Source organism: Novosphingobium hassiacum, from assembly GCF_014196055.1.
Classification (GTDB): Bacteria; Pseudomonadota; Alphaproteobacteria; order Sphingomonadales; family Sphingomonadaceae; genus Novosphingobium; species Novosphingobium hassiacum.
In genome coordinates this window covers 1-26,976 of sequence record NZ_JACICY010000017.1, presented here as the reverse complement: position 1 = coordinate 26,976, position 26,976 = coordinate 1, and the positions used below count along the sequence as shown (strand labels likewise).

20 protein-coding genes are annotated in these 26,976 nt (G+C 59.9%); 9 read left to right on the top strand and 11 right to left on the bottom strand.

The genetic code is table 11. The features are described 5' to 3' along the window. Positions 1-117: 117 nt before the first annotated feature. The gene (locus tag GGQ88_RS19130) at positions 118-603 is read right to left on the bottom strand and encodes a hypothetical protein (RefSeq protein ID WP_183615068.1); all 486 of its coding nucleotides are present in this window, start codon (positions 601-603) and stop codon (positions 118-120) included. A 708-nt stretch (positions 604-1,311) separates the two neighbouring features. Here GGQ88_RS19130 and GGQ88_RS19125 point away from each other — a divergent pair. Both GGQ88_RS19125 and GGQ88_RS19120 read left to right on the top strand, forming a co-directional pair. Then, the gene (locus tag GGQ88_RS19125) at positions 1,312-2,304 is read left to right on the top strand and encodes a DUF2493 domain-containing protein (RefSeq protein WP_054735694.1); all 993 of its coding nucleotides are present in this window, start codon (positions 1,312-1,314) and stop codon (positions 2,302-2,304) included. 337 nt (positions 2,305-2,641) lie between these two features. After that, positions 2,642-3,208 (top strand): hypothetical protein, encoded by a 567-nt coding sequence (locus GGQ88_RS19120; RefSeq protein ID WP_183615067.1) that lies wholly within the window; start codon positions 2,642-2,644, stop codon positions 3,206-3,208. A 149-nt stretch (positions 3,209-3,357) separates the two neighbouring features. Here GGQ88_RS19120 and GGQ88_RS21120 read toward each other — a convergent pair whose 3' ends face one another. Continuing rightward, positions 3,358-3,531, bottom strand: coding sequence for a hypothetical protein (locus GGQ88_RS21120; RefSeq protein WP_221214782.1), 174 nt, complete (start codon positions 3,529-3,531; stop codon positions 3,358-3,360). A 107-nt stretch (positions 3,532-3,638) separates the two neighbouring features. On the opposite strand from GGQ88_RS21120, the gene GGQ88_RS19115 reads away from it, so the two are divergent. Further along, positions 3,639-3,890, top strand: a complete 252-nt coding sequence (locus tag GGQ88_RS19115) for a hypothetical protein (RefSeq protein ID WP_221214788.1) — start codon at positions 3,639-3,641, stop codon at positions 3,888-3,890. Positions 3,891-3,937: 47 nt separating this feature from the next. Here the strand turns inward: GGQ88_RS19115 and GGQ88_RS19110 are convergent, their stop codons facing one another. Further along, the gene (locus tag GGQ88_RS19110; RefSeq protein ID WP_156456041.1) at positions 3,938-4,255 is read right to left on the bottom strand and encodes a hypothetical protein; all 318 of its coding nucleotides are present in this window, start codon (positions 4,253-4,255) and stop codon (positions 3,938-3,940) included. Positions 4,256-4,715: 460 nt separating this feature from the next. Between GGQ88_RS19110 and GGQ88_RS19105 the strand changes: the two genes are divergently transcribed. The 6 genes from GGQ88_RS19105 to GGQ88_RS19080 all read left to right on the top strand — a co-directional run bounded on the left by GGQ88_RS19105 (position 4,716) and on the right by GGQ88_RS19080 (position 13,224). Further along, entirely contained in the window at positions 4,716-5,009 is a 294-nt protein-coding gene (locus tag GGQ88_RS19105; protein ID WP_058818294.1) for a ribbon-helix-helix domain-containing protein, read from the top strand. Continuing rightward, a complete protein-coding gene (locus GGQ88_RS19100; RefSeq protein ID WP_221214781.1) occupies positions 5,002-7,398 on the top strand; it encodes a type IV secretion system DNA-binding domain-containing protein in 2,397 nt (798 codons plus the stop codon). The genes GGQ88_RS19105 and GGQ88_RS19100 overlap by 8 nt, the downstream gene beginning before the upstream one ends. Positions 7,399-7,491: 93 nt before the next feature. After that, positions 7,492-10,518, top strand: coding sequence for a MobF family relaxase (gene mobF / locus GGQ88_RS19095; protein ID WP_183615066.1), 3,027 nt, complete (start codon positions 7,492-7,494; stop codon positions 10,516-10,518). Positions 10,519-10,528: 10 nt separating this feature from the next. Then, complete coding sequence (locus GGQ88_RS19090; protein ID WP_183615065.1) at positions 10,529-10,960, top strand: hypothetical protein; 432 nt, start codon at positions 10,529-10,531, stop codon at positions 10,958-10,960. Then, on the top strand, positions 10,950-11,159 hold the full coding sequence (locus tag GGQ88_RS19085) for a hypothetical protein (protein WP_066274977.1): 210 nt from the start codon (positions 10,950-10,952) through the stop codon (positions 11,157-11,159). Before GGQ88_RS19090 ends, GGQ88_RS19085 begins: the two co-directional genes overlap by 11 nt. Before the next feature lie 55 nt (positions 11,160-11,214). Further along, on the top strand, positions 11,215-13,224 hold the full coding sequence (locus tag GGQ88_RS19080) for a DEAD/DEAH box helicase (RefSeq protein WP_183615064.1): 2,010 nt from the start codon (positions 11,215-11,217) through the stop codon (positions 13,222-13,224). 59 nt (positions 13,225-13,283) lie between these two features. On the opposite strand, the gene istB is transcribed toward GGQ88_RS19080, so the two are convergent. From istB to GGQ88_RS21715, 8 genes are all read right to left on the bottom strand, one after another. Next, the gene (istB, locus tag GGQ88_RS19075) at positions 13,284-14,024 is read right to left on the bottom strand and encodes an IS21-like element helper ATPase IstB (RefSeq protein ID WP_183615063.1); all 741 of its coding nucleotides are present in this window, start codon (positions 14,022-14,024) and stop codon (positions 13,284-13,286) included. 11 nt (positions 14,025-14,035) lie between these two features. Further along, positions 14,036-15,562, bottom strand: a complete 1,527-nt coding sequence (istA, locus tag GGQ88_RS19070; protein ID WP_183615062.1) for an IS21 family transposase — start codon at positions 15,560-15,562, stop codon at positions 14,036-14,038. Between the two features lie 509 nt (positions 15,563-16,071). Continuing rightward, positions 16,072-18,858, bottom strand: coding sequence for a DEAD/DEAH box helicase (locus tag GGQ88_RS19065; RefSeq protein WP_183615061.1), 2,787 nt, complete (start codon positions 18,856-18,858; stop codon positions 16,072-16,074). Positions 18,859-18,867: 9 nt separating this feature from the next. After that, positions 18,868-19,368 (bottom strand): hypothetical protein, encoded by a 501-nt coding sequence (locus GGQ88_RS19060; protein WP_183615060.1) that lies wholly within the window; start codon positions 19,366-19,368, stop codon positions 18,868-18,870. A gap of 2 nt (positions 19,369-19,370) precedes the next feature. Then, the gene (locus GGQ88_RS21435) at positions 19,371-22,574 is read right to left on the bottom strand and encodes a DUF1156 domain-containing protein (RefSeq protein WP_183615059.1); all 3,204 of its coding nucleotides are present in this window, start codon (positions 22,572-22,574) and stop codon (positions 19,371-19,373) included. A gap of 12 nt (positions 22,575-22,586) precedes the next feature. Beyond that, positions 22,587-23,576: a hypothetical protein gene (locus tag GGQ88_RS19050; RefSeq protein ID WP_183615058.1), complete on the bottom strand. Its 990-nt coding sequence runs from the start codon at positions 23,574-23,576 to the stop codon at positions 22,587-22,589. Further along, complete coding sequence (locus GGQ88_RS19045; protein ID WP_246386365.1) at positions 23,576-26,092, bottom strand: DUF499 domain-containing protein; 2,517 nt, start codon at positions 26,090-26,092, stop codon at positions 23,576-23,578. The genes GGQ88_RS19050 and GGQ88_RS19045 overlap by 1 nt, the downstream gene beginning before the upstream one ends. 230 nt (positions 26,093-26,322) lie before the next feature. After that, positions 26,323-26,688: a helix-turn-helix domain-containing protein gene (locus GGQ88_RS21715; protein ID WP_343057292.1), complete on the bottom strand. Its 366-nt coding sequence runs from the start codon at positions 26,686-26,688 to the stop codon at positions 26,323-26,325. Positions 26,689-26,976 lie beyond the last annotated feature (288 nt).

Below are 26,976 nucleotides of genomic sequence, written 5' to 3'. Positions count from 1 at the left end.
AAGCGGATGTTATTGCCGCTTTGGGGTCGATTTGCGAACGTCGGCTTTCGGCGGCAAAGTAAGCGAAGCTGCCTGTCCGCTTCAAGTATCGATACTGCGCCTCACGGGGTGCGGGCCTTATCGGTCCTCCCGATCCAGACGGACCGCCTTTTCGATAAAGCCCGGAGGATCTTGCACGAACTGCGCTGCCTCTGATTGCAGAACCGTCCTGATGACAGCTTCCCTGCTTGGCTGAATGATCGCACCCTCCGGCGTTGCAAAGACGCAGTCGAAATGCCGCGCGAGGTCGCAGACCCCGCCGATGAATGGCAGAGAGATATCTGCCACATCGAAGCGGACCTGGATCTCTTCGATGAATTGCTCATCGAAGCTCACCTGGATGTCGTCAGCAGGTTCGTCACCCCACACCCGGAGACCGGTGTAGGATCGCGGTTTCTCGGGCAGCAACATGTCGAGCTTCGCGAATAGCGCATTCGCCTCTGCGATTGGCAGCGCCAGAACAATCTCGTCGAGCTGCGTGCGGCTCATCCGTGCAGCGTCGACCCCTGCGATACGCGCCGCAGAGGCAGGGATCAGGTTGATGACGAACTGCCAGACGGCCATCACTCGAACATAGCGCCAATGCGGGGTCCGACAATGGGCTCATTCGCTGAACGCGGAACCTGCTCTACCGGAACCCGGCGCTGCCGCCCGTCCGGGCAGGGCAGCGCCACTTACCCGCGAACGCGCTTTTCCTTGCCAGGAAGGCGTTCGCGGTCGGAGCTTTCCGACCGTAACGCGCGCCGTGGCACGCAGGGGGATCATTCGGCATCCTCCGTCCGGTCAAGGATCGGCTCAGGCTGTCGCTGCGCTTGCCTTCACCGCCCGCGAGGCGGCGATGCCGGCTTCGCGGCATCGTCCCTGACAGTCCGTCGTCGTCCGAGCAGCCCCGCCAAACGGCCTTTCAAGATTGGTGGTGTTCCCGCTGTAACCCCTTCGCAGGGCCGAAGGGGCGGCCCGGTGGGGCGCTGAAGCGCCTGACCGGACCTGCCTTCGTCTTCCCTGCTCGAGGGCGGGAACGTCTCTTCCACACACACAGGAACACCTGCCGAAACCTATCGGCGGCCGACCCTTAGTCAAGGATCGCGGTCCCCCCAATTTTCAGCGGGGAGGCTGTATCGCTGCGCGCCAGCCACCACGCAGAAAATCGGTTCCCCCACGCCCGCCATGGCGGCGGCGAGACGAGCTCGCCGTCCCTGACACAGTTCGTCCGGCCCGATGGGTTTTTGGCTGTTCCCAATGTGGGGACGATTTCGAAAATCGGAGGCTGTTATGACTGTTTTCAATTCGTTCGCAGATCTGGCTCAGGCACGGATCAATCTGGCCGATGCACGTGAAGGGATCACAGAATCCTACGACGGGGCGTTTCTTGAACATAGCGATCTGGCCAAGCTCAACATCATCGAGGCTCCAATCGCTGCAGAGATGCCGGACCCTGACATGGCGCGTCGCGCCGTGGAGATGGCAATCGGAACGATCTTCGATGTCCTCAAGGACACGCGCATGGAAGAATTTGCGCAGCAACTCGCCTGGGGCATGGTCAACTCGTTCCACATGACCGCACGCCTGGCTGAAGGACGCGAGGACGATGCTGCAAAGAAGCTGGGCGAAATGGCACGCCACTTCGATCCTTCGGAAATCTACGCTGTCGAGCTCGAGGAAACACAGCAGCTCTGCCAGACACTGCAAGGGTGCCGCGAAGCGCTCGAGGCGATGCGCGATCATGCAGCGGACGTTTACCGGGTCGAAACCGGTCGCCCCTTCACGGCCGCACGGGGATCGCAAGTCAGCAAGAACGGGGTTACCGCCAGCCAGGTGCAGGCGCGCGATTTCCTCGCAGCACGCGCCAAGGATCGCAGGGCGCAATTCCAGCCCGATGGCCCGCTGGTGATCGTGTCAGGTGGCCAAAAGGATTGGCACGATTTCGCGATGATCTGGGCAATCCTCGACGACATCAAGTCCCGGATCCCGAACATGGTCCTGGGCACGACCGGCATGCGCAAGGGCGTCGACGCCATGGCGGGTGCATGGGCGCAGCAGAACGGGGTCAACACGATCCTGTTCGTTCCCGACCAGCGCCACGGCAACCGCGCTCCGTTCCTGCGCAACGAGAGCATCGTCAAACTGAACCCGGTTGAAGCGATCATCGGAGAAGGATCCGGCATCCAGTCGAACCTTGCACAGCGCCTCCGTCAGGCTGGCGTGCCGCTGCACATTCGCCGCATCAGCGATCAGGGGCAAACGCGCTCGCGCACCTTCGGCTGAGCGCTCTTCGGAAGGCTCCGGCTTATGCCGGGGCCTTCCGTTCTTCTTTTGCGCAAGGGGCGGGCTCTGGGGGCATCGAACCCCCTTCGCCCGCTGCCGCGAGCATCGCGATCCCTGAATGTATCAGCCGCACTTTTACCTTGGCCCGGCGCGCATTGCCCGTGCTCGATGCTTCGCATCTTGCGGGCATCGCTGCCGCGCCAGCGGCTGTATCCGGACAATGGGCCGACCGGAAATCCTCAGGCTGGACGAGACCCCTTGTGGGCATTCAGCCACAAGCTCAGGAAGTGAGAAAGGAGAGGGGGATGGAGGAGACGAGCAGCGACAGGAGGCAAAGATGCTCGTCACATTCCGCGTCAAGGATATCGAGACAAGGCTCCATTCGGTACCGGCTCAGATACGCCCGCAAGAGCTCGCCGCGCTGATGCGCAGACTGCACACCGCCAACAGTACAATCGATGCAGATCCAGGCGAATTCCTGGCCGCGCCCCTGAACTTCGAGATCAATGCCAACGCGCTTGCCATCGCCGCGTTCGCATCATGCTTCGACCATCGTGCGGAGATGATCGCGATCGTCGAGGAAGCGCAGTTTCTTGGACGAATGCTACGGATCGAGCACCAGCAATGCGATGCGCCGATCACGATGCGGGTGAGCGAACACATCGCTCTGGTAGGTGACATCACAATGAGCAGCGACCTTGCGTCTAAGGTACTCACCTCTCTCGGCCGCCATGCAAATGAATCTGGCCAATTGTCCCTGCAGAAGCTCGCGACAGCGCTCGAAGATCACCGGACTTACGCGGCTTTCGTCAAGGCAGGAATCACTCCGCTCTTCGAAAGCCTCGCGTTCATCGCCGCCACCGATTGTGGAGAGCAACACCCGCTGCTCGAATGGAGCCAATGACGAACCAGCCACCAGTTCACGAGCAGCCGGGAATCGGCTCAACTCGACGCCATGTTTAACGCTCGATCTGCAACCAGCCTCCTGCAGGATCGAGGTGGAAAAGGGTGCCCGGCACGTTGCCGCGGCGCCCTTTTTTCGTACCGCTGGGGTTACCCCAATGCCGAACAGCCACGAGCCAGGACATAGCTTTCGCGAAGTCGCTGGGAACGCATGCCTCCTGCCGCAGGCACGTCCACCACCATCGCCATGAGCACCCCGCCAGCATACTGGTCAACCACTAATTTCCCGACCGAGAAGCCGTGCTGCGCCGGCTTCCGCACCATCGAAAAATTAGCGGTCAAGCCTCCGCTTCGCTCCGGTGACCAGCACACTGACGGGGCGCTGTTTCATGGCATGGCGGACGAGCCGCCAAGCGCCAGGAGGCAAGGTCATGTGCTACACAACGGAAAGCTACGAAGACGACGTTTCGGTGCTTCGTCAGATCAACCCCAACATCATCGCCCTTGATGAAAGAACGCTGGAAGCTGAGCGGCGCTCCTACCACACATTCTTCGACGTCCACGTCGTTGAGACCCCGGACGGGTACATCCTCATCGAGGAGGGAGACTATGGCGAGCTGCCGATGCATCTGATCGACCAGATCGTCTACACCGCCACCGGCAAGATGGCCGATGAATTCTGACGAGACAGGGCGGTGGTCATCGCCGCCCAACTCGACGAAAAAAGACCTCACCTGCCAAGCTTCTCGAGGGCAGAAATCGCCACCTTTGGCTTCACCTTGACGGCCAGCTCCAGAAGGGCAATCGCCGTATCCTGACCCACCTTCTTGATCAGCCGATTTAGCTCTCGTTCTGCTTCCTCGCGCTCAAGCTCTGCAAGCTTCTGCCTGCGCTCTTCCAGCTCCTTTTCTGCTGCTGCAAGCGCGGACCGTTCGCGTTCAAGTTTCGACACCACTGCGCATTCCTCCAAGCCTTGAAAGACCATGCGAAGATGCACCAATCGCAGGGTCTGTTCGAGGCATTTTTTTGCTTGCTGCTCTCGCGCCACTTCGTCGCGGAAGATGGCCTGGTTGAGCCATCGCCATGGCCAAACCCAGAGCCATTGTCGTCCCACAGCGCCCGCTGTAGGCGGACATAACGCCTGCGCTGAGTTCGCGAGTCAGGCTCGCTCGCGCAATCCCGCTGGAGAACCACCTGCGCGAGTGATCCCCCTACGACAATGGACCTGGCACAGGGCACAAGTTCCTGATTTTTTGCGCACACCGTACACCGCTGCGCGGTAGGCTGATGCAGCAATATTCTTCATACTTCACAATTGGTTAGCTGGAGTCTTGCTCACAATTCGGGCGGTGCAGTCGGCTGCAGGATGTTCAAGGCTTCAATAAAGCATCTAAAAACCAATACCATAGCGCTGCACCGGGCTGCATCGCCGACGCTCTTGGCAAGTGCGATGCAGCGCTATATACTGGTACCTGCGATAGACGAACCACGCCTGAAAAGGTGTGGTAGTGGAAAAGAAACAGTTCCAGAGCGTCGGTGTAACGCTCAGCCCAAGGATGATCGACGTCGTCGATCAACTTGCGGCAAGCCGCGGTGTATCGCGGTCTGAAGCCATCAGAATTGCCCTTGAAGTGGGCATTCCTCTCCTGAAGGCGGGACTGTCGCTCAACGCCGAGCGGGCTGTCACGATCCTCGAGCATACCCAGCTTGCGCTCTCGCTCATCGTTCAGGAGCAATATCCGGCTGATGCCGAACACCTGATCGCTCAGGCGCTCTCCAACGTGCGAGAGCATCATGGCTGAAGACATCCGGTTCAGCAAAAAAGCTGCCACTCTCACCCACGCTTCCGCGCGCGGAAAAGTGAAGCGGAACGCAGGCAATTTCACGCGCGGGTCGCAGCTGTTCCACCACGAAATCCTGATGACCTGGGCGGGCATCAGAATGCCCCTCTACGTCTGGGTCGGGACCGCCGTTGTACTGCTGTGCATCCTCGTCAGTCTGACCTTCAAAAACCACGAGGTGCAGCTCGTGTTGATGAAGCTCTACGCCGAGGCCTGGGGATGGGTGCAGCTCAATCCGAACAAGCCTGTAAACCTGACCCTTCCGTCGGGTCAAATGGTGCAAGGCACTATGTCGATGGTGCCCTATCATCCTGCCGTGGAAAGGGCTTGGGCCAAGGCCGTGCAGGTCAGCATTTCCGCAGGTCTCGGTGCAGCCTTTATCTGCGTGCCTCTGACCGTCTGGTTCGTCGACTTTTCGAAACGGCGCGGCACCGACATTTTGACCGAGCGCCATGAGCGCGGTGCTGTGCTTGTGACACACAGCGAGCTGGCTCAAGCCATCACCAGCCATAACTGGAAAGCGCATGTCAGCGAGTGCCGCAAGCGCACGCCGGCAGTCGACCCCGACAAGATCCTGGCAGAGCCATTGAAGGACCGTGTCCGGGCGGGTCTGCATGCGCCTTACCGTCTGGCAGGCGTGCCGGTTCCCTGGCGCCTTGAGCAAAGCCATGCGATGTTCATCGGGACGACTGGCGCTGGCAAGACAACCGAGCTCAAGAAGATCGTCACGCAGGCGCGCGAGCGCGGGCATCGCTGCGTCATTTTCGATCTGACCGGCACCTTCGTCGAGAGCTTCTATGATGCCGAAACGGACATCATCCTCAATCCGATGGACCGCCGCTGCGTGCCATGGTCGATCTTCAACGACTGCGACAACTACGCCGAATTCATGAGCGCTGCGACGGCGCTGGTTCCGAGCGGTTACAGCGCGGAGGATGACTTTTGGCAGAAATCGGCGCGCACCCTGTTCGTCGAGATGTGCGTCAAGATGATCAAGATGGGCGTGCGCTCAAATGGCGCGCTTTCCTACTTCCTGATGCAGTCGGATCTGAAGACGATCCATGCTCAACTTGAAGGCACGATTGCAGGGCCGATGATGTCGCCCGCCGCAGCCAAAATGGCAGAGTCGATCCGGACAACTTTCATCGCCAATGCGAATGTTTTTCGCTTCCTGCCCGAACCACCTCCGGGTGAAACCGGCTTCTCGATCAAGAACTGGATGACGACCGAGGTCAAGGAAGGATCGATCCTTTTCATTACCTCTACGCACCCGGACCTGGTCCTCAATCGCCCGCTCTTGACCCTCTGGATGGATCTCGCCGTCAATGCGCTGTTCCACATGGGACGGAGCCGCGATCTGCGCACCTGGTTTCTCATCGATGAGGTCCATGCGCTGCATCGTCTCCCGGCGATCGACCATGGCCTTCAGACCGCGCGCGCGTTTGGCGGCGCCTTCGTGCTTGGCATGCATTCCTTCGACAAGCTTGAAGAAACCTATGGCGAGAACGGGGCTACTAATCTGGCCTCGCTGGCGGGCACCAAGCTGATTCTCAAGACGGCCGATCCCGAGACGTCGCGGCGATGCTCCGAGTTCATCGGTAACCGCCAGGTCCGGATCATGGATGAAGCCTATTCCTACGGCTATAACGACAACCGCGACGCCTCGACGATCACGCCCCGTACCAACGTCGAAGAACTCGTCATGCCGGTCGACATCAGCGACCTGCCCAGCATGCACGGGTTCGTGAAATTCCCGGACGGATTCCCCGCTGCCCGGATCAGGCTGACGTGGAAAGATTACGAACCCCGCGCAAAGGGCTTTGAGCGCGTCACCGACATGCGCGCGGCCGAATACACACCACCGTCCGGGGATGGCGCGGAATTGGGGGGTGGGGATAGGGAGGGCGCACAACCTGACATCGCGCCTAAGGAGCCGAAGGATCGCGAAGAGGTAGCGCTGAGTGAGGCTGAGCGGGCAGCGCAGCAGCTGAGGGAGGCGATCGAAGGGCCATTGAACCCTGAGCGCGAGCTGACCGAGGAGGAGGTGGCGCGCAAGATGGAGGATGAAGAGGAGAGGGAACGCTTAGAGCGCAGGCCAGTGCAAGGGGAGCTCTATGGCTATCACCGCCCGGGCAAAAAGGACCAGCGCGAGCGGCAGAACCTGGCCATGCGCGAAAGCGAAGAGCGCAGCGCGCAGGCGAAGATCGAAGGGCCAAAGGGGCGAGCGCAGAACAGCAGGGCAGACGCGCAGGAGAGCGAGCTATCCAAAGAGAGCATGCGCGGCATCGGCAACGAAAGGCAGAGCCGTCAGGACCCTTCCATCGACGATGATCAGGAGCTTGGCCGATGAGCGCGGCAGGACAGACCTGCCATGTGTGCCCCCTATCTTGCGCGCAATGTGCCGGGCCGATGCTCCGGCGCGAACAGGCAAGGGTAGCCTGAGATGCTGTCGGTCGCATCAGTCGCGTCAGCCGGCGGCGCCGCAAACTATTTCGCCAAGGACGACTACTATGTCGGCGATGGCCCTGCGGAGCTCAGCGAATGGGGCGGGAAGGGCGCCGAAGCACTCGGTCTTGCCGGTCCCGTTGCCAAGGATGACTTCGAAAAAGTCCTCGATGGCAAACTGCCCGATGACACGGTCGTAAATGGCAACGCAAACCGCCGCTCGGGGATAGACCTCACATTCTCCATGCCGAAATCGGCCAGCCTGCTGGCGCAGTTGGGCGGCGACAAGCGGATCCTCGATGCGCAGCTGTCCGCCGTCAAGGCGACCATGGCCTATCTCGAGAAGCACTATGCGCAGGCCCGCGATCGATCACGCAATGCCAACGGCGAGGGCGTGGTCACAGGCAAGCTCCTCTATGCCTTGTTCCAGCACGACACGAGCCGGGCGCTCGACCCGCAGAACCATACCCATGCTGTCATCGCCGCGATGACGCAGGACAAGGATGGCAACTGGAAGGCGCTGTGGAACGGTGAGATCTGGAAGAACAACACAGTCCTTGGCTCCATCTACAACGCCGCGCTGCGGACGAACCTCGAGAAGCTTGGCTACGAAACCCAGATCACGGGCAAGCACGGCCAGTTCGAGATCAAGGGCGTGGCGCGCGATGTGATCGAAGCCTTCAGCCAGCGTCGGCTGACCATTCTGGCGACGGCCGAGAAACTTGGGAAGAGCGCAAACGACAAAGAAGCCTTGCGTGAAATCACCAAGCGCACCCGCGATCCCAAGCTCAATCCGGATGACAAGCAGGCGCTTCGGCAAGAATGGGCCAAGCGCGCTGCGGGGCTCGGGTTCGATGCCAAGGCGCTCGTCGAGCAGGCGCGGGAGCGCGGCTTCGAGGGGCGCGAAAGCCCTTTGGGATCGCCTCAGCGGGTACAGGAGACGCTGAGCGCGCTCCGCGACAGCGCGAAGCTCTACACCCGGCCAGCGGACACACTGACAACCAATGGCCTGCAACGGATCACCCTGACGCCCACGCAGCTGCGCACTGAGATGGCAACCGCTTCTGCGATCAGGATCATCGGCGAACGTGAAACCTCCTGGAGCCGAGGCGACCTGGTCAAGACCGCGCTCGACCTCGGCGTAAAGGGCGTGACCGCTGACGGTGTGGAAGCACGGATCGGCGTCTTGGTGGCCGACGGGAGGGTGCTTGAGGGCAAGAGCGACAGGCTCGATGGCCGGCCCGAGAAATACACCACACCTGAACATGTCGAGATCGAGCGGGCAACGCTGGCCAATGTCGCCGCGGGAAAGGGTGCAGGCCGCTCCATCATCGAAGCGGCCGAGGCCCCCGGGCGCTTGCGGCAAGTCGCGGGCACTCATGACCTTAACGCCGAGCAGATTGCCGCCGGAACACTGGCGCTCGCCAGCAAGGACCGCACGATCGTGATCCAGGGTGTCGCAGGTGCCGGAAAGACGACGATCATCTCGGCAATTGCGAGCGTGGCGCATCAGGAGGGAAGGGAAGTGATCGGCCTCGCCTTTGCCAACAAGATGGTCAGCGATCTTCGGACCGGGACGGAGATCCGCGGGCCAGACGGGGAGATCGTCAGGCAGGAAATCGCAGCAAGAACCGTCTCATCCTTTGTGAATGAGCATCTGCGGCCCGCGCTTGCGGGCTCGGGTCCGAAGTTCGAGGCATCGCGCGAAGCCTTGCGCGGCAAAGTGCTGGTCTTGGACGAGGCGTCGCTGGTTGCGAACAAGCCGATGAATGACCTGCTCACGATCGCCAACCGGCTTGGTGTTGAAAAGCTGGTCATGATTGGAGACCGCGCCCAGTTGCAACCGATCGAGGCGGGCAAGAGCTTTTCGCTAATCCAGTCCGATAACCCCGCAATGGCCCGCATAGACACCAGTCTGCGGCAACGCACCGAGCACATGAAGGAAGCGGCGGGCCTGGTGCGCGCGGGCATGTTCAAGGAAAGCTTTGCCTCGCTTGGCGAGCGCGTCGTGGAAGCAGGCGCAGACCACCTCAAGGTCACCGCTCAAAAATGGCTCGAGCTTTCGCCGGACGATCGCGAGCGGACCGCGATTTACTCATCAGGACGTGCGGCGCGGGGCGAACTCAACCGGATGGTCCAGCAGGGCCTGAAGGCAGAAGGGGCGATCCAGGGGGAAGGGCTGAGGCTGACCACTCTCCTCCCGGCCCATGCGACGCGCGAGGAGCTGCGCTACGCCTCGACCTACAGCAAGGGCCAGCTGCTCGAAGTGACGCGCCAGAACGCCCCCGGAGGGCTTGTTCGGGGCCGGTACGATGTCGAAGGTCTCGACGCGAAGGGCCGGGTCATGCTGCGCGATGAAAGCGGCAAGCTTATCAAATTCGATCCGGCGGCAATCGACCCTTCGGACAAGCGCGATGCCTTGAGGCTCTCCGAAAAGCACAAGGAGACAATCTACGAAGGCGACAAGATCCGCTGGACCGAAAAGGATGATGCCAGGGGGCTGATGAAGTCCGAGGAGGCGAGGATCCTCGGGATCAGGGATGGGATCGTCACGCTCGAGAACAAGGCAGGCGAGACCGTAGAACTCAAGCAGAATGACCGCATGCTCGAGCGCATGGGGCTGGCCTATGCGATCAACATGCATCAGGCGCAGGGCGACACCCGCGACATGGCGATCGGTGAGATGCACTCATCAGCCCGGCACTTGTCGAACCAGCGTCTGGCGCTCGTCATGATAACCCGGGTGCGCGACGACATCACAATCGTTACCAACGACCGCGAACGGCTCCTGGCGCAGATCGACCGCAACCCGGGCGACAAGACCAGCGCGCTCGAAACCCTTGGCGAAAAGCAGGTCGAGGCCAAGCGCAGCGGCCGCGAGGCTGGCGATTTTCGGCCCACAATTCCCGATCATTTGAGGGCACCCGAGGACAGGCAAGCAAATGCCTCACGGATCGATCCGGCGAGCCTTCGGGCAACGCCCCAGCTCGACGTTCCCGAACGCAACATCGAACGCAGCCGATAGGAGGAAGATCGTGACACAGATGGGCCATGCCAAAGCGGGCACGCCGCCTTCAGACACTTTCGAGATTCACCTCACTCAGCAGCTGACCCTGACCAATCTGGTGAACGAGGCAGGACTCTCGGAGATTGCGCGTGCCGCTGGCGGGGACAGCTTTGTGGTCTGCGACCTCAATACGCACGGGGTTCAGGGATGCGCTGATCTGCGAGCCGCCCTCGATAGCCAGAAAATGGCCGCCGAGTTGGTGGCGGTAGGTCTGATGATCCTTGTCGCAGTTCTGGTGGGCACGATCGCGGCCGCCTTTGTGAGGCTGGTGGCGCAGCGCGCGGCTCTTTTCAGGGAACAGTGCGCCGATGCCTTTCTCCCGCTGCACAAGGGTCGCGCAAAGCCCCTGAAACGGGCCGTCAACATCATCATCAGGAAGGAGAACAGACATGGCATTTGACTACGAAGACGCAGGGACCTTCGGGAGTGAGCGCGAGGCGAAGGACTGGGCGCAGCGCAACAAGGTCGATTTGCGTGATCTCCACATCCGAAACGTCGGGGGCCAGCGCGTCGAAGTGGGTATCCGCAAGAGCGCCTACGACACCCGCGAAAACTACGACAACCAGCACGGCCAAAGGCGCGACGGTTTCTGGCGGTGAACCCATCCCCCAGCACTGAACGATCCAATGAAAATCTGCCTCGAAAGGAAAGGACATGCTCAAGACCTGGAACGACCAAAGCCCGGATTTCCGCAGCGACGATGATCCTGGCGATCAACATTGCGAGCAGGGCGCGTCTGCGAGAACAGCACGGGACTATCAGATCAATCTCGTCGACAATCTGGAAGAGATCCTCGCCAGAAGCGACTATGCCTATCTGGAAGCCCCGACCGGTACTGGTAAGACGGTTGTGATGGCGATGCTGGCACGTTCGCTCGGAATTGGTGAGGTCTACTATCTCGCCCACACGATTGACCTGTTGAAGCAAGCCCGCGCCAGCCTCGCCGAGCTCGTTGAGGAGGGTCTCGCCGACCCGGCACAGCGGTGGCATTTTCTCACCTGGCGGAAATATGTGTCATCCAGCATCAAGGGGCTGATCGACAAGGAAACCCCTCACATAGCCCTCGTTGATGAATGTCATATGGGAGGTGCGTTCCAATCGGCCAACCAACAGAAGCGGTGCTTCCCCGTCATTCGGTCGATGGCGCACAAGACGGTATGGATCTCGGCAACTCCGTGGATGCTGAACGAGAGCACCATGGGCCAGAGGCAGAACCACACTGCTTTCTATGGCTATCAGTCGGCATTTGACAGCGGCCACCTGAACAGCGTCGATCTGGTGCGCGTCGATTGCTCGCTGAAGCTCGAGCTCAAACTGTCGGACGAATACCGCGACCTGACGAGGGCCTTCCAACATGAAAAGAGCAATATCCTTATCGACGAAGATTGTGCCGACAGTACGTTTGAGAAGCTGACCCGGCGGGTTCAGGAACTCGCCGGGCGGGGTCTGCGACCGCGAGACGTTCCTGCACTGGTGGAACACAGATATCGGCTTATGGCGAACCTGTACCAGGCCAATCACAGCGGCTCGAAAGCGATTTTCTGGTTACCCAGCAAGGCGCACGCACGTGCTTGCGCGCAATACATCAACACGATTTTCGGCACGCAAGACTATGCAACCGCCATTCTGGGCGAAAGTAGAGCGGGACAAGGCGCTGATGAAATCGACCCACAGCTCCAGGCTTGGCGCGATCCGCACGGCACGACCAAAATCGCCTGCGTTGTCTATCGGCTTCGCGAAGGTTTCGATTACCCTGAGCTTCATCTTGGCTTCGACTGCGCCTGGAACCCCTACAATTACCGCAATGCCATCCAGAAGATCGGACGCCTGATCAGAAAGGCGGAGCAGAAGCCGGGCAGCACATACTATTATGCTGTCGACGCGCTGAGCGTCGCGGTCTCCCGCTCGCGGCAATACTACCGGTCATTTTTAGACCCCATGCGGGAGGTTTACGCTGCGGAGGACGAGCTGACATTCTCACTCGATACCCTTGCGGACGTGGCCATGCTGAAGACCAACATCAGTCCCGACGGTCAGTTCAGCACCACCGTTCCTAAGCGCACGGCTATCAGGCTGGCGGGCATCAATATCCCTGTAGAGCGGGTGCCCCTGTTCGATGTGGAATTTGCAGCCGGCTCAATCCAGCATTCGCGCATCGAACTCTCGAGCTTCAGCAAAGGGAATTCGACGATTCAGGCTGAAGCGCTCGTTGAAGACATCATCCAGGGTCGCGCAAAACTGCGGCAATATGGCGACCTTAGCCAAGCCGAAGAGAGGCTGAAGAATCTTCTGTCCCCCAGCTTTCCTGGACACCGTCCTGATTTACGCGCCCGCCTGATCGCGTCTGGTCACTTGCAGCCTCGCGCTGCCCGTATTGAAGCAACAAGAGCAAAACTTGAGGGACTATTATGCGGGATCGAGAGCGGAGAAGTGCGCTGGAATAGCAGGCATCCGGACTGGAAGTGGTTGGAAAAGTATTCCAATCCGACCTGCAATTGCTTTCGGCCAGAAGTGCGTGAGCGGCTGATCAAGTGCGGCGCATTGAAGCCAGCTGGACCACGACTTGAGGCGAAGGTCCGGCTTAACTTAGTAATGGAGAAGGTGCGGATTCCGACGATCGCGCGCATGTTTTCCGATCTGATGCCGCGCAGCGTTCCAAGCTGATCGCGCGCAGGTTAAACACCTGATCGTTGGTATGTTGTGGCACTATGGTTTGCCGTTGGTCAAGCGGTGGCAATTTGACCGAGGCGGCGCATGGATTCCCCGGATAGTTCGAGCCGGTGGGCGTTGTGGACGAGACGATCGAGGATGGCATCGGCGTAGGTGGGATCGCCGATGAGATCGAACCAGCGCGCTATGGGTAGCTGGCTTGTTACCAGCGTTGAACGGCGCCCATAGCGATCCTCGAGTATCTCAAGCAGATGGTGGCGGGCATTGCCATCGAGTGGCTCAAGCCCCCAGTCATCGAGGATGAGCAGGTCCACGCGGGCCAGGCTCTTCATGCGCGCAGCAATGCGGCCATCGCCCTTGGCAAGCGACAGCTCGTCGATCAGGCGCGGCAGGCGGGTGTAGAGAACCGAGCGATTGTCACGGCAGGCCTGATGCCCGACGGCGCAGGCCAGCCAGCTCTTGCCGACCCCTGCCGGCCCGATAATCGCACAGTTCTCATGGGCACCGATCCAGCTGCCCTTCAGCAGCATTTCGAACAGCCGGCGGTCGAGCCCGCGGGCGCTGCGATAATCGACGTCCTCAGGCACGGCATGATGCCGCAGCTTGGCCAGACGCAGGCGAAGGGCAAGGCGGCGATCATTGCGCCATGTCGCTTCATGATCGAGCAGCAGCGCCAGCCATTCCGCATGGCTCAGGCTGGCGGCATCGCCATTGCCATCCAGATCCGCAAAGGCTTGGGCCATCCCGGTCAGGCCAAGCTGGTTCAACTGTTCAAGTGTGGGGTGTTTGAGCATCCTTGCTCCTTTCAGTGGTAGTATTGAGAGCCCCGGATATTGTCGTGCAGGATCGGCTCGCGCTCCGGGGCTTTGGACACGGGCACCTTGTCGAGCCCCTTTTCGAGGATCGATTTTACAGACGGATAATTGCGCGCGCCGATCTCCAGCGCGCGAAGCGCAGCCGCTTCAAGGCGCTCAGGGCCAAAGCGCTTGGACAAGCCGATGATCCCCAGGCACGAGCGGTAGCCTTGCTCGGGATGGGGCCGGTCCGCGATGATGCGTTCCATCAGCAGCGACAGCATCGGGCCGATCCGGCCCGCTTCTTCCTGGATCTTTGCCGGCGTCCAGTCGAGATAGCGCCTGTGGCTCGATGGCATGTGCTCGGGCACGGTCGTATGCCGACCATTGCCACTGCCGCGCATGTGCACCGCGATCCGCTCGCCGCCGAGGAAGACCTCAACGCTGCGGGCCGTGTAACGCACCTCAACCTCGCGCCGCGCGTAGCGGTGCGGCACCGAGTAATGATGCTGCTCAAGCGCAATATGGTAATCAAGCCCGACCCGGCAGCGCTTCCATTGCGCATGAACCCATGGCTCCGGTGGCAGCGGCTTCAGGTTCGGCGCATCGACCTCCTCGAACAGCTGTCGGCGCGTTTGGCCGAACTGGCGAAGCACACGGCGCTCATTCAGATCCGCAAGGCACTCGGCAATGGCAGCATTGAGCTCGGCCAGGCTGTAGAAGATACGATTGCGCAGACGGCCCAGCACCCAGCGCTCGACGATCCTGACGCAGGCCTCAACCTTCGCCTTGTCCTTGGGCCTCCTCGGCCGCGCCGGCAGCACCGCCGTTCCATAATGCCGCGCCATGTCCGTGTAGCTGCGGTTGAGCATCGGATCGAAGTGGCAAGCCTTGATCACCGCGACCTTGGCATTGTCGGGCACCAGCAGCTGCGGAACCCCGCCGAAGAATGCGAAGGCAGCATTGTGAGCCTCGGCCCAGTCAGCAAACTGCTCGGTCCAGGTCGCACACGCAAACGACAGGCTCGAGCCGCCCAGCACCGCCACGAACAGATGCGCATCGCGGACCTCGCCGGTCCTGCGGTCCACCACCACCAGCACCGTGTCGCCCGCATAATCAACGAACAGCTTCTCGCCGCCGGCATGGCTCTGGCGCATCACCAGCGGCAGCCGGCCTTCCCAGCGCCGGAACAGGTCACACCAGCGGCTATAGCGATAGCCGTCAGGGTTCGCCGCGTAATACTCCTCCCACAGGATCTGCAGCGTCACGTGCTTGCGCTTCAACTCGCGCGCCACCACCGCCCAGTCCGGCTCCGGCAACTTGCGACGTCCGGGCTTCACACCAGGCACGCCGTAGAGCCGGGACTCCAGGTCAGTGTCCGTCGTCTCAGGCTGCACCGGCCAAGTCAGCCCCGACCGCCTGAACCGCCGAAGCGTGTCGCGGACCGTCGTCGGTCCGACCCCGACCCGCTCGCCAACTACCCGCGTCGAAAGCCCGCAATCCAGGCTCAGACGCAAAATCTCGCGCACATGGCGCATCGCAACTCTCCTCGTCGGCATGCATTCCTCCAACCGCTGTCCGGTCGAAAGAATGCCCCAACGATCAGGTGAGCCTCACCTCAAACTGCGCGCGATCACCTCGGAATGCTGCGCGGACAATTCTCGGAACACTGCGCGCCATCAAATCGGAATACCGCGCGAGATCAAATCGGAACACCGAGCGCGATCACCTCGGAATCCGCAGAAGGTTCTCGCCAGCCAGAAGTTGCCACCGCAAAAGTCGGCAGATCGCGCCTTTCTCAACCAGTATCTCTCACGTCGAAGCCCCAAATTCGATGCTTTGGTCCGCAAAAAGGTCGAACATCTTCTCGGGAAGCGGCCCAATTCTGTGATCCAAGGGCATCTGGACCGGCGTGATCGCAAGCGTCTAGAGGATTGCTCGTACGCTTGGCTTGCTGCAGGCTGGGCTCCGCCTGGCTGATGTGCTGATCGCGGTGTTCCACGAGACGGCTTCGGCGCGGCTTGGATGAAGTGAGCCCAGGCCGTGTTCAGCTGCGCTGGAACTGCCCGCCTGAAATTTCCACATAGCCGATCAGCTCTGCCGAATAGCTGAAATCGCCTGTCGCCAATCCCTTGTGTTTGAGCTCTCGCTGGAGCGTTGGCTCGACCACATTGCCGAAAAATTCCACTCTTTCCTCAGCCGTTAGGAAGGGTTTGGCCAGCGGCGCGTTCAGATACTGACCCGACTGCCTTTCGACAGCGGGCATCCGTGTGCCGTCTGGTTGCACTGCAATGGTTTGGATCGTGGTCCGCCGCTCACCATTGGCGACAGCAGATTCTACAATCCAGAAGGAAAGGAGTGTCGGGCTCAGGTCGTCGCTGGAAACGGAAAGACCCAGTTGTTCTGGCTCCAGCCCCCTCCACCGGCCCAGCTCTTCCTGAACCAACGGGTGGTCTAAGCCGAGCAATTCGATACCTTCTTGGCTCGTGGCGACATCGCGATCGAGCGTGAAACGCGCCTTGCGTGACCCATCAGCGGACGTCAGATCGTAGGTTTGATCATCCACCTTTGCGAGCCGCTGGTGTCGGTCGGGAAGAGAGGATGACATGAACTGGACGATCCGCCCCATGCCGGTCGAGACGTCGGAAAATGGCTGATACTCATCCAGGCTGAATCCATCGAGGTCCTGAAAAAGGTCAAACACAACTTCCCGAGCCTCTCGGGCATTGGATAGCGCGGCCTCGAGCTCGACGGTGGTTCGCTGCAGGGTGGGGTCGGAGAGCGCCTCTTGATAGACGCGGTCGTAGTTCAACCGTTCGGATAGCTGTCCCAAAATCTGGGCCCGGAGATCCTCAGCGGCATTCCCATGATCGTCGACCTTGCCCAGTGTCCGGGCGATCTCGGTGAGCTTGTCGTCCAGGAGCAGGAATATCCGCCCCTCGATCGTGTCGGAAAGAACGAGATTATAGACTTGGGCAGTATGTGCCTGGCCGTAGCGATGGATGCGCCCGATACGCTGCTCCATATCCATCGGGTTCCAGGGCAGATCAAAATTGAAAAGGATGCGGGCAAACTGGAGATTGATGCCCTCACGGCCGGCCGCGGTGCAGACCAGAACCCTGGGCCCATCTTTCATACGGAAGCGGCGCTCAGCCGCCGTCTTAGCGCCATGATCGCCGCCACGAAGCACGACGACGCCTTGGCCGGGATAGACCTGCTCGATCTCACGGGCGATCAGATCGACAGTCCCGAGATAGGTCGCAAAGATGACGACCTTCTCGCCCGGATTTTGACGCCACAGCGTTCCCAAACCATCCAGCAGCTTCTGGACCTTGGTCTCGCGTGGTTGCGGGAACGCTTCGAGCAGGTCGCCGATGCGCAGCCGCTCCTCGGGCAGATGAAGGTCCACGACGGAGGAGGCGATATCCTCGACGTGTGACGCGGCGAACTCGCTGCCGTAAGGGTCTGAGGCCATTTCCAGAGCATCGTCGTCGAGCTTTCTGGCAAGCCGGTACTTGAGGTCGGCCACCACCCGATCGACTTCGCTCCGCCCAATCGGATCGCGACCGAGGTTCCACTCAATATGGATCAGCTCACGCGCTTCATCGTACAGGCGCTCGCGACCCTCAATGTCGAGTTCGCGGTCGCGGAGAAGGGCTTCCTTGAGCGTCAGCATGAGCAAACGCCGCTTCAGGGTCCGACGGACGGCCGCAAAGCTCGAAGCGGCGATCTTCTGGAAAATCGCCATCAGGAAGCCCAGGGCTCGCCCCTGGCTTCCCTTGCGCTTGGCCAGATCGAAACCGTCCTCAAGGTACTCACGCAGCTTCTCGTAAAAGCGGCGCTCTTCTTCCTGCATGAGGAAGGACTCGGTGTGGACCCAGCGCCTGGCGAACAACGGCTCACCGTCTGGCTTGCAGGCGTCCGCCTTGGTCCGGCGGTAAATGACTGTATTCAGTCTATGCCTATGCTCGACCATCTCCTCTGGTCCGTTAAACAGGGTCGGATTGAGCAGCTGGATCAGCATCCAGAATTGAAAGTGGTTGCCCTGATGCGGGGTCGCGGAAAGGAGAAGGAGGTCACGGGTATGGCCCTTGAGAGCCTCCGCCAGTTTGTAGTTCTCGGTCTTTCTGACCTTCCCGCCAGTTCGATAGGCGGTCAGGTGGTGAGCCTCGTCGAAGACCACCAGATCCCAACGGGGGGCGTCCAGAAGGCGCTTGATCCGGTTCGGGCGCTTCAGTGTGTCGATGCTGGCAATCAGCAGATCGTGCTTGGCGAATGCGTTGGTCTTGCGGTCTGTGATGTCGCCTTCAGACCCGAAAACCTCGAAGTCGAGATTGAAGACGTCGTTGAGCTCACGATGCCAATTGTTCACCAGCCCTGCCGGTACCACCATGAGCGCGCGGTTGAGTTCCCCGCGGCTCGCCAGCTCTCTCAGCACGAGCGCGGTCTCAATCGTTTTGCCCAGACCCACCTCGTCAGCGATTAGAAACCTGCGTGGTGAAGCCGTCGCAATCCGGTGTGTGAGGACCACCTGGTGAGGCAATAAGTCGATGCGAGCCGACGTCAGAGCCGATGCGCTCTCCATCAGCGGCAAGACATGCGCCTCGTAAGAAAGCCAAGCCTTACGCGCCCGATCCTCCGTGCCTTCAACCGACCGAAGAATCCGCTCGGTACGAGACGCCTCTCCTTGGATTCCGGCAACGGGAACACGCCGTTCGCCGACACTGAAGAACGCTCGAAGGTAGCCTTCGCGAGGCGCATCCAGGACGACGCCAGCGCCGAACTCGGCGTGGGCGATCCTCTCGCCGGGAGCGAACTGAGGCTGGTCTGTCATGCGACCGCCTCAGGTGATCCGAAGGTGGAACAAGCCTGACGGCTTGGCCCCATCGGCGAGAATGATTTCTTGCGGATAGTCCCGGGCCTCTCCCCAGATGAGCCGCCCGAACTCGACCTGCTGATCACTGTGCGGAGCAGCGCAACGCCAGCGGACGGCGTCTGTAGCCATGTCGGTATGAAAGCGGCGCTGGCCGGATGGTAGCCAGAAGACCAAGGCCGCTTCGCCGGAATAGGCGTCCTGAAACGACAGCACCGCCGCCTTGAGGTCGTCCCCCAACCATGTCTCCGCATCGGTCGGAGACAACAGATCGATGCAGGCATCCAGGCCAGCGACAACAAGGGTATTACCATCGTTGCTCGGCAGGTCGTCTGGCCAGTTCTTTCCGGCCTGCAGCAGCTCACGCAGGCTGAGAACTTCGGATGGGCGCGCCACGGTGTAGAGCGCTTCATCATCCCAAATCCAGCTGACGCCTCGGCGCTGCCATACGCTGTCGAGCAATCGCTTCATGGTCAGTCCTCCAGAAACAAGGACATCTGGACGACGGCGTCTTTGTTGCTGGCCGCCCAGGCGTTATAGATGGAGAGCGCCCTTGAGGACGCGTTGCGCATGGGCTGGTTTGGCGCACGTTTGCCCAACCACTCCAAGAGACCTTTGAGCGCCGGGTGGGGCTTGAAATTGTCGTTCTTCAGCGTGTCAGAGGCATTAATCCCGCTGCCATCGTAACAGGCGCCCACAAGTACCAACGCCTGATCGAGGTCAGCCGTCAGTCTCCGCCTGTGCTTGCCCTGCCAATCCCGGGCAAAGTCCAGGGGATCGGCCAGATGAAAGACCTTCTTCTCTTCATTTGCCCAGCCACGGCTGGTGAATTCATCGGGCGCGATGCCAGAGCCGCGCAGCAGTTTCTGCATCTGGTCGCGGGCAAGCTCGGTCTTTCCGTCGAATATGCGCAGGAACTGGCGAGTGATCGGCTCTGCCGTCACTGGGGGCGGCTCAGCGGTCTTGTTTGCGTCCTCGTCGATCAGCTGATTGATGCCGACCAGCGCGTCCTTGACCGAGATCGGCCGACCTTCGTCGACATAGACCTTCCCGTAATGTTGGGAGAAGTATTCAAGTGCCTTGCCGCGCCGGATAACTTGAAGGTCGGCGGCAGGCAGGCCAGCCCGAGCGTGGTTTTCCAACATGCCTTGCAGTTGGCGCACATCTGCCAGCACTTCGCGCCGCATCCGGCCCCAGCTTACTTCCTTGGGCTCTTCCGTGCGCTTTCGGCAGACGTGGACAATATCGTACTCAATCGTTTTAGAACCGAACTCGCCTTCCCCCTTGGTTTCGTCCGAGCGGATCGGATAGGTAGCTTCCAGGTAGAAACCGGCATCGAAGAGCGACTCGAGAACCGATACCCAAGGCGCATCTTCGCTATGGTGGAATGTGAACGCCAAGATGCCCCCGGGTTTGAGCACTCGGTGGGCCTCCTTCCAACAAGCCGTCAGCAAACGCTGATAGAAACCGTCTGGATCCTCCGGCTCACGGGCCCTATTCGCAACTGCCTCTACCGATTTCGGAGTATATTCCGGACCGAAATGTGTCGGGTACTTATCTTTTAGCGCCAACCGCATCCAGACATAAAAAAAGTCCGAAAGCTCAGAATAGTGGAGTAGCCCACCAAAAGGCGGATCAGTGATAACAAGATCTATACTTTTGTCAGGATAGTGATTTAACTCTGTAGACGATCCTTGGCGGACCTCTGCGCCAAGGCTCTTATCTCTCGGATAGACTTTTTCACTTTTCCCAAAGATTTCGGCGGCGATGTCTTCGCCCGCGTTCTCAAGGTTCTCTTTGCTGACAATCTCCCAAGGGTTATTTATCCAGCCATGCGATTTATCCAAAACCTCAACAGTGGAACTCCATGGCCCATATCCCATCGGTGGGAAGATGCCGACCTCGATCACATTATTCTTCGGGTGAAAATTGCTGTTCGACATGGCCGGCGCGAGCTTGTCCATCGTCATGTGCCAAAATGACAAGCTGTTCTGATTCCGTAGGAAATTCTGGAATGCCCCCAGAACATACTCCCTAGCAGCATTCGAATATTCACCAACCTCTACGATTGCCTTTAGCAGAAGACTAAGAGTCAAGAGCTGCCTCGGGTTAAACATGGTCCACCAATGAGTGAATCCATGGTTAGGAACGCCGCCTTGGAGGTGGTGTGTCATGAAGCCATAAGGAAGCTCAGATTTCGGCCAGTATTCTAAAAGGTCACCATTCTTCCGAGCCTCCCATTCTGCAATGGCAGAATTGTATTGGCTAGCAAGGCGCTCATTGAATGGAAGGAAGTAACGACCGCCATACGGAGAGTTTGCATCCTTTCTCTTCGGAGAAAAGCTTTGAACCGCGTAACCAGCCATCGGGCCCGTCTTCTTGGTCAGTTTTATTGAATCTAGGACGTCATTGGCTTTACCGTCGGCTTGGCATGTAAACGTAGACTTCTTTGGTACGGTTCCCCCGCCTTTGCCTGCAGCGAAGGTGATTTTCGTTTCTGGGCAAATAACTTCATCAGGAAGCGAGCCACGCACCTCAACTAGACGTAGTTGCTCTGCGCGATCTTTGTTCCATTTGGCTGTTGCCGTATAGTTGTCGGTAGCGGAGCCCCCATATTCATTTCCATCTTCATCTTTTCGAGGAAGCCCTGCAAGCCACTCGGGATGGACCAGAAGCGAGAGATCGACCTTCTTGTTCTTGCCCTTGTCGAGTTTTGCCATCTCGGTGTGGCCGCAGAGGGGACAAATGACGCGGCCCTTCGTGTCGAGAATAGAATAGGGCTTCTCGTCTTGCGCTACATAAAGCGGGACGTCCGGTGCCATGCGCGCTTCGGCGTCCTCGATATCGAAGTGCTCGCTGCACGATCGACATTTGTGCGGCCAATGCCTGACAGTCAGTGTTTTAATCGCCATGACGTTGCTTGTCATGATCGGCGTACGGTGGCCGCAGCCCGTTACCTGGCAGGGTCCATGCTTGGCCCAAAAGGTATATATGATCTCGGGCCCTTCATAGACGTAGTTCTTCCGCTCGTCCGACTTCAGGACAAGTGGATCGAAATCCACGCCCATCACCTTGCCCGAAGGCTTGTGCGTCCAGGTGCCTTTCTCGCCGTTCGGACCGTCGCAATAGTAAAACGGCATGATTTGCGGTTTCACCTCGGCCTCGATATCGGCCAACAGGCGCTTCACTTCGTGCAGATCGATATCAGCCAGTTCCTGCTTGACCACGAACCAGGCGACGGGGTTCAGGTCGTTGCCCGACATCTGCATGCCCAGCCGGGAGCCCTCAACCAGAGTGGTGCCGCCGCCCATGAAGATGTCCGCGACCTTCAGATGCTTGAAAGCACCCTTCTTCTGGTGGTTGGCATAATAGTTGTCCCAGACAAGCTTGGCTGCGTGGGAGGGATCTTCGGGAGCCTTGGTCGCGGCCGCTATGAGCATGGAACGGAACACGCTGGACCGTCGCCGTGCCCACCACTTCGACATCTGATAGATGGGCTTACCGGCATTGCCCTCGATCACGGCGACCTGGTTGACGGGCAGGATCGGGAAATCCACCTCAAGGCAGGTCTTGGGCCGGTTCGGATCGCTGAAATCGACGGTCTCCATGGCGACGGCCTTGCCTGCACCGACCGCGCGGGCGACTTCCTGTGCGATGAATTCCTTCTTGGTGGCCATGGTCTCGCGTCCTTACTTGGAGAGTTCGACGAAGGGCGAGAGCACTTCGAGCAGAGAAAGGCCGCCATGGGCCAATGTCGGGTAGCCGCCCTGACTGCGCCATTTCCAGCGGCCTACCGCCAAGAGATGTGCGCCGTTAGAGCCGTTGGTTTGCATTACGATCGGCGGGACAAACGGCCCCGGGTCGATCTCGCCGGCGATGCTGCGGCCACTCTTGAGCGTTGATTTGAGGTAGTTGGCCTGCTCGTCAGCGGCATCGAAGAATAGGCCAGTGGCGGCGTAGCCGTGGTCAGAAGTGATGATCAGCCTTCTACCGAGCGCCAGGCGCTCGACGAATGCCCAAAAGTCGTCGCTGCTCAGCTGCTCGGCAACATCGCGGGTCAGGACATCAAGGCCTTGTCCCGCGCCCGACCCATCATGGATCTTGCTGTCGGGCCATTGGTGCCAGAAAAGCCAGTTTGGCGAAGCGTCAATGAGGTTTGCGCAGTCGGCCCAGGGCAGATCGATGCATTCGGTTTTGGTCGGTGTCAGCCGATGCGCTGAGCCACCGCCATTATTCTGAAGCTGACTTCGGCTGTTGAGGCCCAACCCTCTTGCGAATGAGTTGGTGTCGCTGGGCAGCTCGGAGCCTGTTGCCGTGGCCTCATGAAGGGTGAAACCGCGTTCCTTTGCCCCTGCGAGGAGCCAGGGCATTTCGCGTAGGCTCAAGCCGTCGAGGATAAGGACGGCCTTGGCGCTGTAGGGTTCGGCCCACCACCGCGCCAGACGGTCTGACGTCGGTTCGACATCGTGGCCAAACCGCTTCCAGAGATCCCAGCCACCTGCGGAGAGGAAATGGTCGAGTGTGCCGATTTCGCGATCGCGCCGGGTCACCTCGCTTGGAGCCGTCGCCGCCGACAGGGGCGCTGAACAGATTTCGACCGCGCGGCTGATGATGGACTGCCACGCAGCCTTTGATGTCGCGCCTGCCAGCTCGCGGAGTTCGTCAACGCCCAAAGCCATCAGCCTTCCTCTTTGTCCAAGGAGAGCTCAAAGGTCATGCCATCTGGCAGCTTCCGTAGAAGCTCCTTGAGTTGAGCTCCGGTTGCGGCGGATACCACGAGCGTGACCCCGCCGACCGGCGTAGCCGGCCCGATGCCCCAACCCTCAAGTCGGCCTATGAGATTGAGGGCAGACGTCGGCGGATTGGAAAGTCTCACGCGAGGCTGTGAACCGCCGCCGTCGAAGATGCCGCCAGTGCCCGGGGACGGCGTGCCGTCGGTCGGACCCGCACCGGGCGTAGGGATCGGCGAAGGTGAGCTACCGGTGGTCAGTTGCCCGCCAAAGAGGCCGCCCCCAGGGACGGGGGCTGGCACGTCCGGTACTGGCGGCGTTGCCCCACCTGTCGACGGCACGGCAGAAGGTGGCAGCAGGAACACTTCATCAAGCTGACGCCCGGTGAAGGACAGTTTCGGACGCAGGCGGCGCCATGCCGTGTCTTCATCCTCACCTGGCTGAGACTGTAGATACTCCATTCCGCGCAGATTGATCGCGATCTTGCCCCTCGCGCACAGGCGCACGATCCGCTCTTTCATGGCGCTTTCACCCAGCCACGGCGTGCAGTCCAGGCCGCCCGCACGGGGCTCCTGAAGTTCCTTGAGCAGTTTGCCGACCGAGGCATTGTCAGCCGCCGCCTCTAGAACCAGCGCCTGGAAATCTTCGGGCACGAAGAGGTCGTTTACGACCGCCTGCTCCAAAGCTTCTGGGATCTTGGCTCCCTGCTCGCGCAGCGCCTCAACGCTGAACTCGCACCTTTCAGGGTCGGCGAAATTCCAGCGATGCAGGACCGCAAACCGGTCAAACCGCTTTTTCAGGATGTCCCTCAGCTCACCTTGGTATTTGGTGTGGAGCTTCCGGTACTCGGGGTTTTGCCCGCTCCATTCCTGAGCCTTCATCGCGGCGCGTGCGAGGATCAGCAGGTCCCGATCGTAAAATGCATTCGAGGAGCCGGCGCGAGGCAGCAGGAAGCGAATGGTGTTGCGGCGCCTCTGAAGATGCTCCTTGAGCCAGCGGCCGAGGCGCTCATTGATCTTGTCTGGCTCCTCCGGGAGCAGAAGAATGGGAAGGCGCTCGTCCCAACGGTCGGGGTGCTCAGCTTCATCGAGGGCCGTCCATGGGTCGGTTAGCCACTGCCGCGGAAGGGCGATAACCCTGAAGGTCTTTGCGACCTCTTCTGAGCCACCGACCACATAGCGAACTTCCTTCGCCAGTTGCACCAGATCCTCTCCGTCGCTGAAGAGTTTGTCATTGCGGGCCGACGCCATCAACTTGGCTTGGGGGTTCTCGTCCTCGCGGAAGACGAGTCTCTGGCCTTCCTGGTGGATGTTGAAACTGTTCTCGATAACCGTCGCCAGTTCGACCTGGAAACCATTGTCATCGATGGCCTTGCCCTGTGTGATGTCGACCTGAAGGGTTGAGGGCTCCGCGCCGGCGAGGTTGCCGACCGCAATTGACCGAAGCCAGAGCGCTCCGACGATTTCCTGTAGGTGCGGCACCTTGGCGGCATGCCCCGGGACGGCCTCAACCACGGAAGTCAGATTCCGCAGCGCCTTCTCGCGGAGCGTCCGGTGTTGCTGGTTGGCAACCGAGTCTAACAACGCGCCGATACCCGAATTCGCGTCATCCAACCGGAAGTCTGCCGCGGTTAGGAGAGGGCCCTTTTCTCCTTGGCTCTTGAAAAGGTTGGCGAGGATGCGGATGAGGTCGCGCGTTTCCTGAGCGTCCGTGGCAACAAGGACCTGATCTTCCAGCAATTGCAGGAGGTGCGGTGCGTATGGCCAGGACTCGATGAAGTCGGCGCGCTTTCGATCCTGCTCAGAGGACGGAACGTCGAGAAGGCGGAAGTACTCGGAGATGTGTACACGTAAAATTGCCTCGACATCGGCCCTGCCGATTTGCAACCGGTTTTCGAAAAGACGGTGCAACAGCATCCGGCGGCGATCGTGCTGGATACGCTCGGGGCTACCACCTGCCTTGAAGTCGACCTGCACCGGGTTGACGCGGTGGATCTGCTGGTAGGCATCGGTGTCGCCATTTCGCACCGATACGACCAGCGCTAGAAGGTCGGGATGCTCTTTGGCAATCTCCGAGAGGATCTGAATGAAATTGAACGCCCAGTTTTTCCAAGGAAACTGCTTGGTATTCGTGAGCCCGTCGTACCAGGTCTGGAATTCATCAAGGAGCAGCATAGACGGCGTGTGCCGCAGGAGTTCGAGGATCAGCTGATCGGATGGAATATCCGTCTTCGAAGCGCCCATTCCTTCCCATTTGCCTTTGATGAAGGCCCCATGAGGGTGTTGCTCGAAAAGGAGATCCCAAAGGAACTTGTAACGTTGGCGATGAAGACTCTCGCCGATAACGAGCATGCCGCTCCGTAGCGGAATTTGGCCGATCTCTGGCTGGCCCAACGTGACCGCCCAGCTCTTCAACCACGCCTCGGTGGAAGAAGGATCGTGAACTGCGTGGAACAGCGCCGCCATCAAGTGAGACTTACCAAGGCCGCGCTCACCCATGACAACTACAGGTCGGCCCTGGCTTGGGCCGACTGCCTCAATGCCCTTTAACAGGTCATGAGTAGGGTAGGTGATCTCGAGGAATTCTCTGGCCGCGATTTGAGTCGCGCCAGTGTTAGACTCGTTCGAGAGCTCAATGGCAGTTCCTTTTAGGCGTTTGCCTCGGAACTCCTCTCGTAATGTAAGACCCAACATGATCAATTTTCTCCGATCTTGGGCCGACAATATGGATCTGAGCCCCCTTTAGTCTGCTCGCCCATCCAATGGATGAGTTCGGCTTTTCGAAACCGCCAAGAGCCTCCAACTTTAAAGGCCGGAATCTGGCTGTCAGCGGCAAGCCTGTAGATCGTCCGTTCAGTAACCTTGAGGAACTCAGCGACTTCACGGATGGTCAAAATCTCTTCGGGCATTCGAACACCCCCGTATGGTTCGCCGGTAAAATATTCAACTATTTTCAAACGCGCCAGTGGCAAGTTGCAGTCAGCCAACTTTGTGCTCGGAAGGCGCGCTACTGAGGGCATTGCATTTGATACAATGGTGCCTTGGCTAGCTGAATAGAGCATCAAACTCACCTCCAAGGCAGAACCGTCTTTGTGGCGAGCATGGCTTGAGCGAGGTCTCGGCCATCTGAAAGTCTGCAAGTGGCAACCACTCGGCCGTAGCTCTGTCCGTCTGTAGAACATCGCATCGCTGGTGCCCGCACGATGACATGACCAGTGCCGCGCTGGCCTTTGGGTCCACCTAGCAATCGTACCAGGGGGCATCGCAGAATCTGGTCGTAAACGTACGCTAAGCCTCTGATTGGCGGTTTTGCGTGCGTAATGGTCGAAACCCGTCCAGTGGCAATTTCA

Excerpts from the sequence above, each read along its gene's own strand:
- GGQ88_RS19130 (WP_183615068.1), bottom strand. The coding sequence starts at position 603 with ATGGCCGTCTGGCAGTTCGTCATCAACCTGATCCCTGCCTCTGCGGCG.
- GGQ88_RS19125 (WP_054735694.1), top strand. The coding sequence starts at position 1,312 with ATGACTGTTTTCAATTCGTTCGCAGATCTGGCTCAGGCACGGATCAAT.
- GGQ88_RS19120 (WP_183615067.1), top strand. The coding sequence starts at position 2,642 with ATGCTCGTCACATTCCGCGTCAAGGATATCGAGACAAGGCTCCATTCG.
- GGQ88_RS21120 (WP_221214782.1), bottom strand. The coding sequence starts at position 3,531 with ATGGTGCGGAAGCCGGCGCAGCACGGCTTCTCGGTCGGGAAATTAGTG.
- GGQ88_RS19115 (WP_221214788.1), top strand. The coding sequence starts at position 3,639 with ATGTGCTACACAACGGAAAGCTACGAAGACGACGTTTCGGTGCTTCGT.
- GGQ88_RS19100 (WP_221214781.1), top strand. The coding sequence starts at position 5,002 with ATGGCTGAAGACATCCGGTTCAGCAAAAAAGCTGCCACTCTCACCCAC.
- mobF (WP_183615066.1), top strand. The coding sequence starts at position 7,492 with ATGCTGTCGGTCGCATCAGTCGCGTCAGCCGGCGGCGCCGCAAACTAT.
- GGQ88_RS19085 (WP_066274977.1), top strand. The coding sequence starts at position 10,950 with ATGGCATTTGACTACGAAGACGCAGGGACCTTCGGGAGTGAGCGCGAG.
- GGQ88_RS19080 (WP_183615064.1), top strand. The coding sequence starts at position 11,215 with ATGCTCAAGACCTGGAACGACCAAAGCCCGGATTTCCGCAGCGACGAT.
- istB (WP_183615063.1), bottom strand. The coding sequence starts at position 14,024 with ATGCTCAAACACCCCACACTTGAACAGTTGAACCAGCTTGGCCTGACC.
- istA (WP_183615062.1), bottom strand. The coding sequence starts at position 15,562 with ATGCGCCATGTGCGCGAGATTTTGCGTCTGAGCCTGGATTGCGGGCTT.
- GGQ88_RS19065 (WP_183615061.1), bottom strand. The coding sequence starts at position 18,858 with ATGACAGACCAGCCTCAGTTCGCTCCCGGCGAGAGGATCGCCCACGCC.
- GGQ88_RS19060 (WP_183615060.1), bottom strand. The coding sequence starts at position 19,368 with ATGAAGCGATTGCTCGACAGCGTATGGCAGCGCCGAGGCGTCAGCTGG.
- GGQ88_RS21435 (WP_183615059.1), bottom strand. The coding sequence starts at position 22,574 with ATGGCCACCAAGAAGGAATTCATCGCACAGGAAGTCGCCCGCGCGGTC.
- GGQ88_RS19050 (WP_183615058.1), bottom strand. The coding sequence starts at position 23,576 with ATGGCTTTGGGCGTTGACGAACTCCGCGAGCTGGCAGGCGCGACATCA.
- GGQ88_RS19045 (WP_246386365.1), bottom strand. The coding sequence starts at position 26,092 with ATGGCGGCGCTGTTCCACGCAGTTCACGATCCTTCTTCCACCGAGGCG.
- GGQ88_RS21715 (WP_343057292.1), bottom strand. The coding sequence starts at position 26,688 with ATGCTCTATTCAGCTAGCCAAGGCACCATTGTATCAAATGCAATGCCC.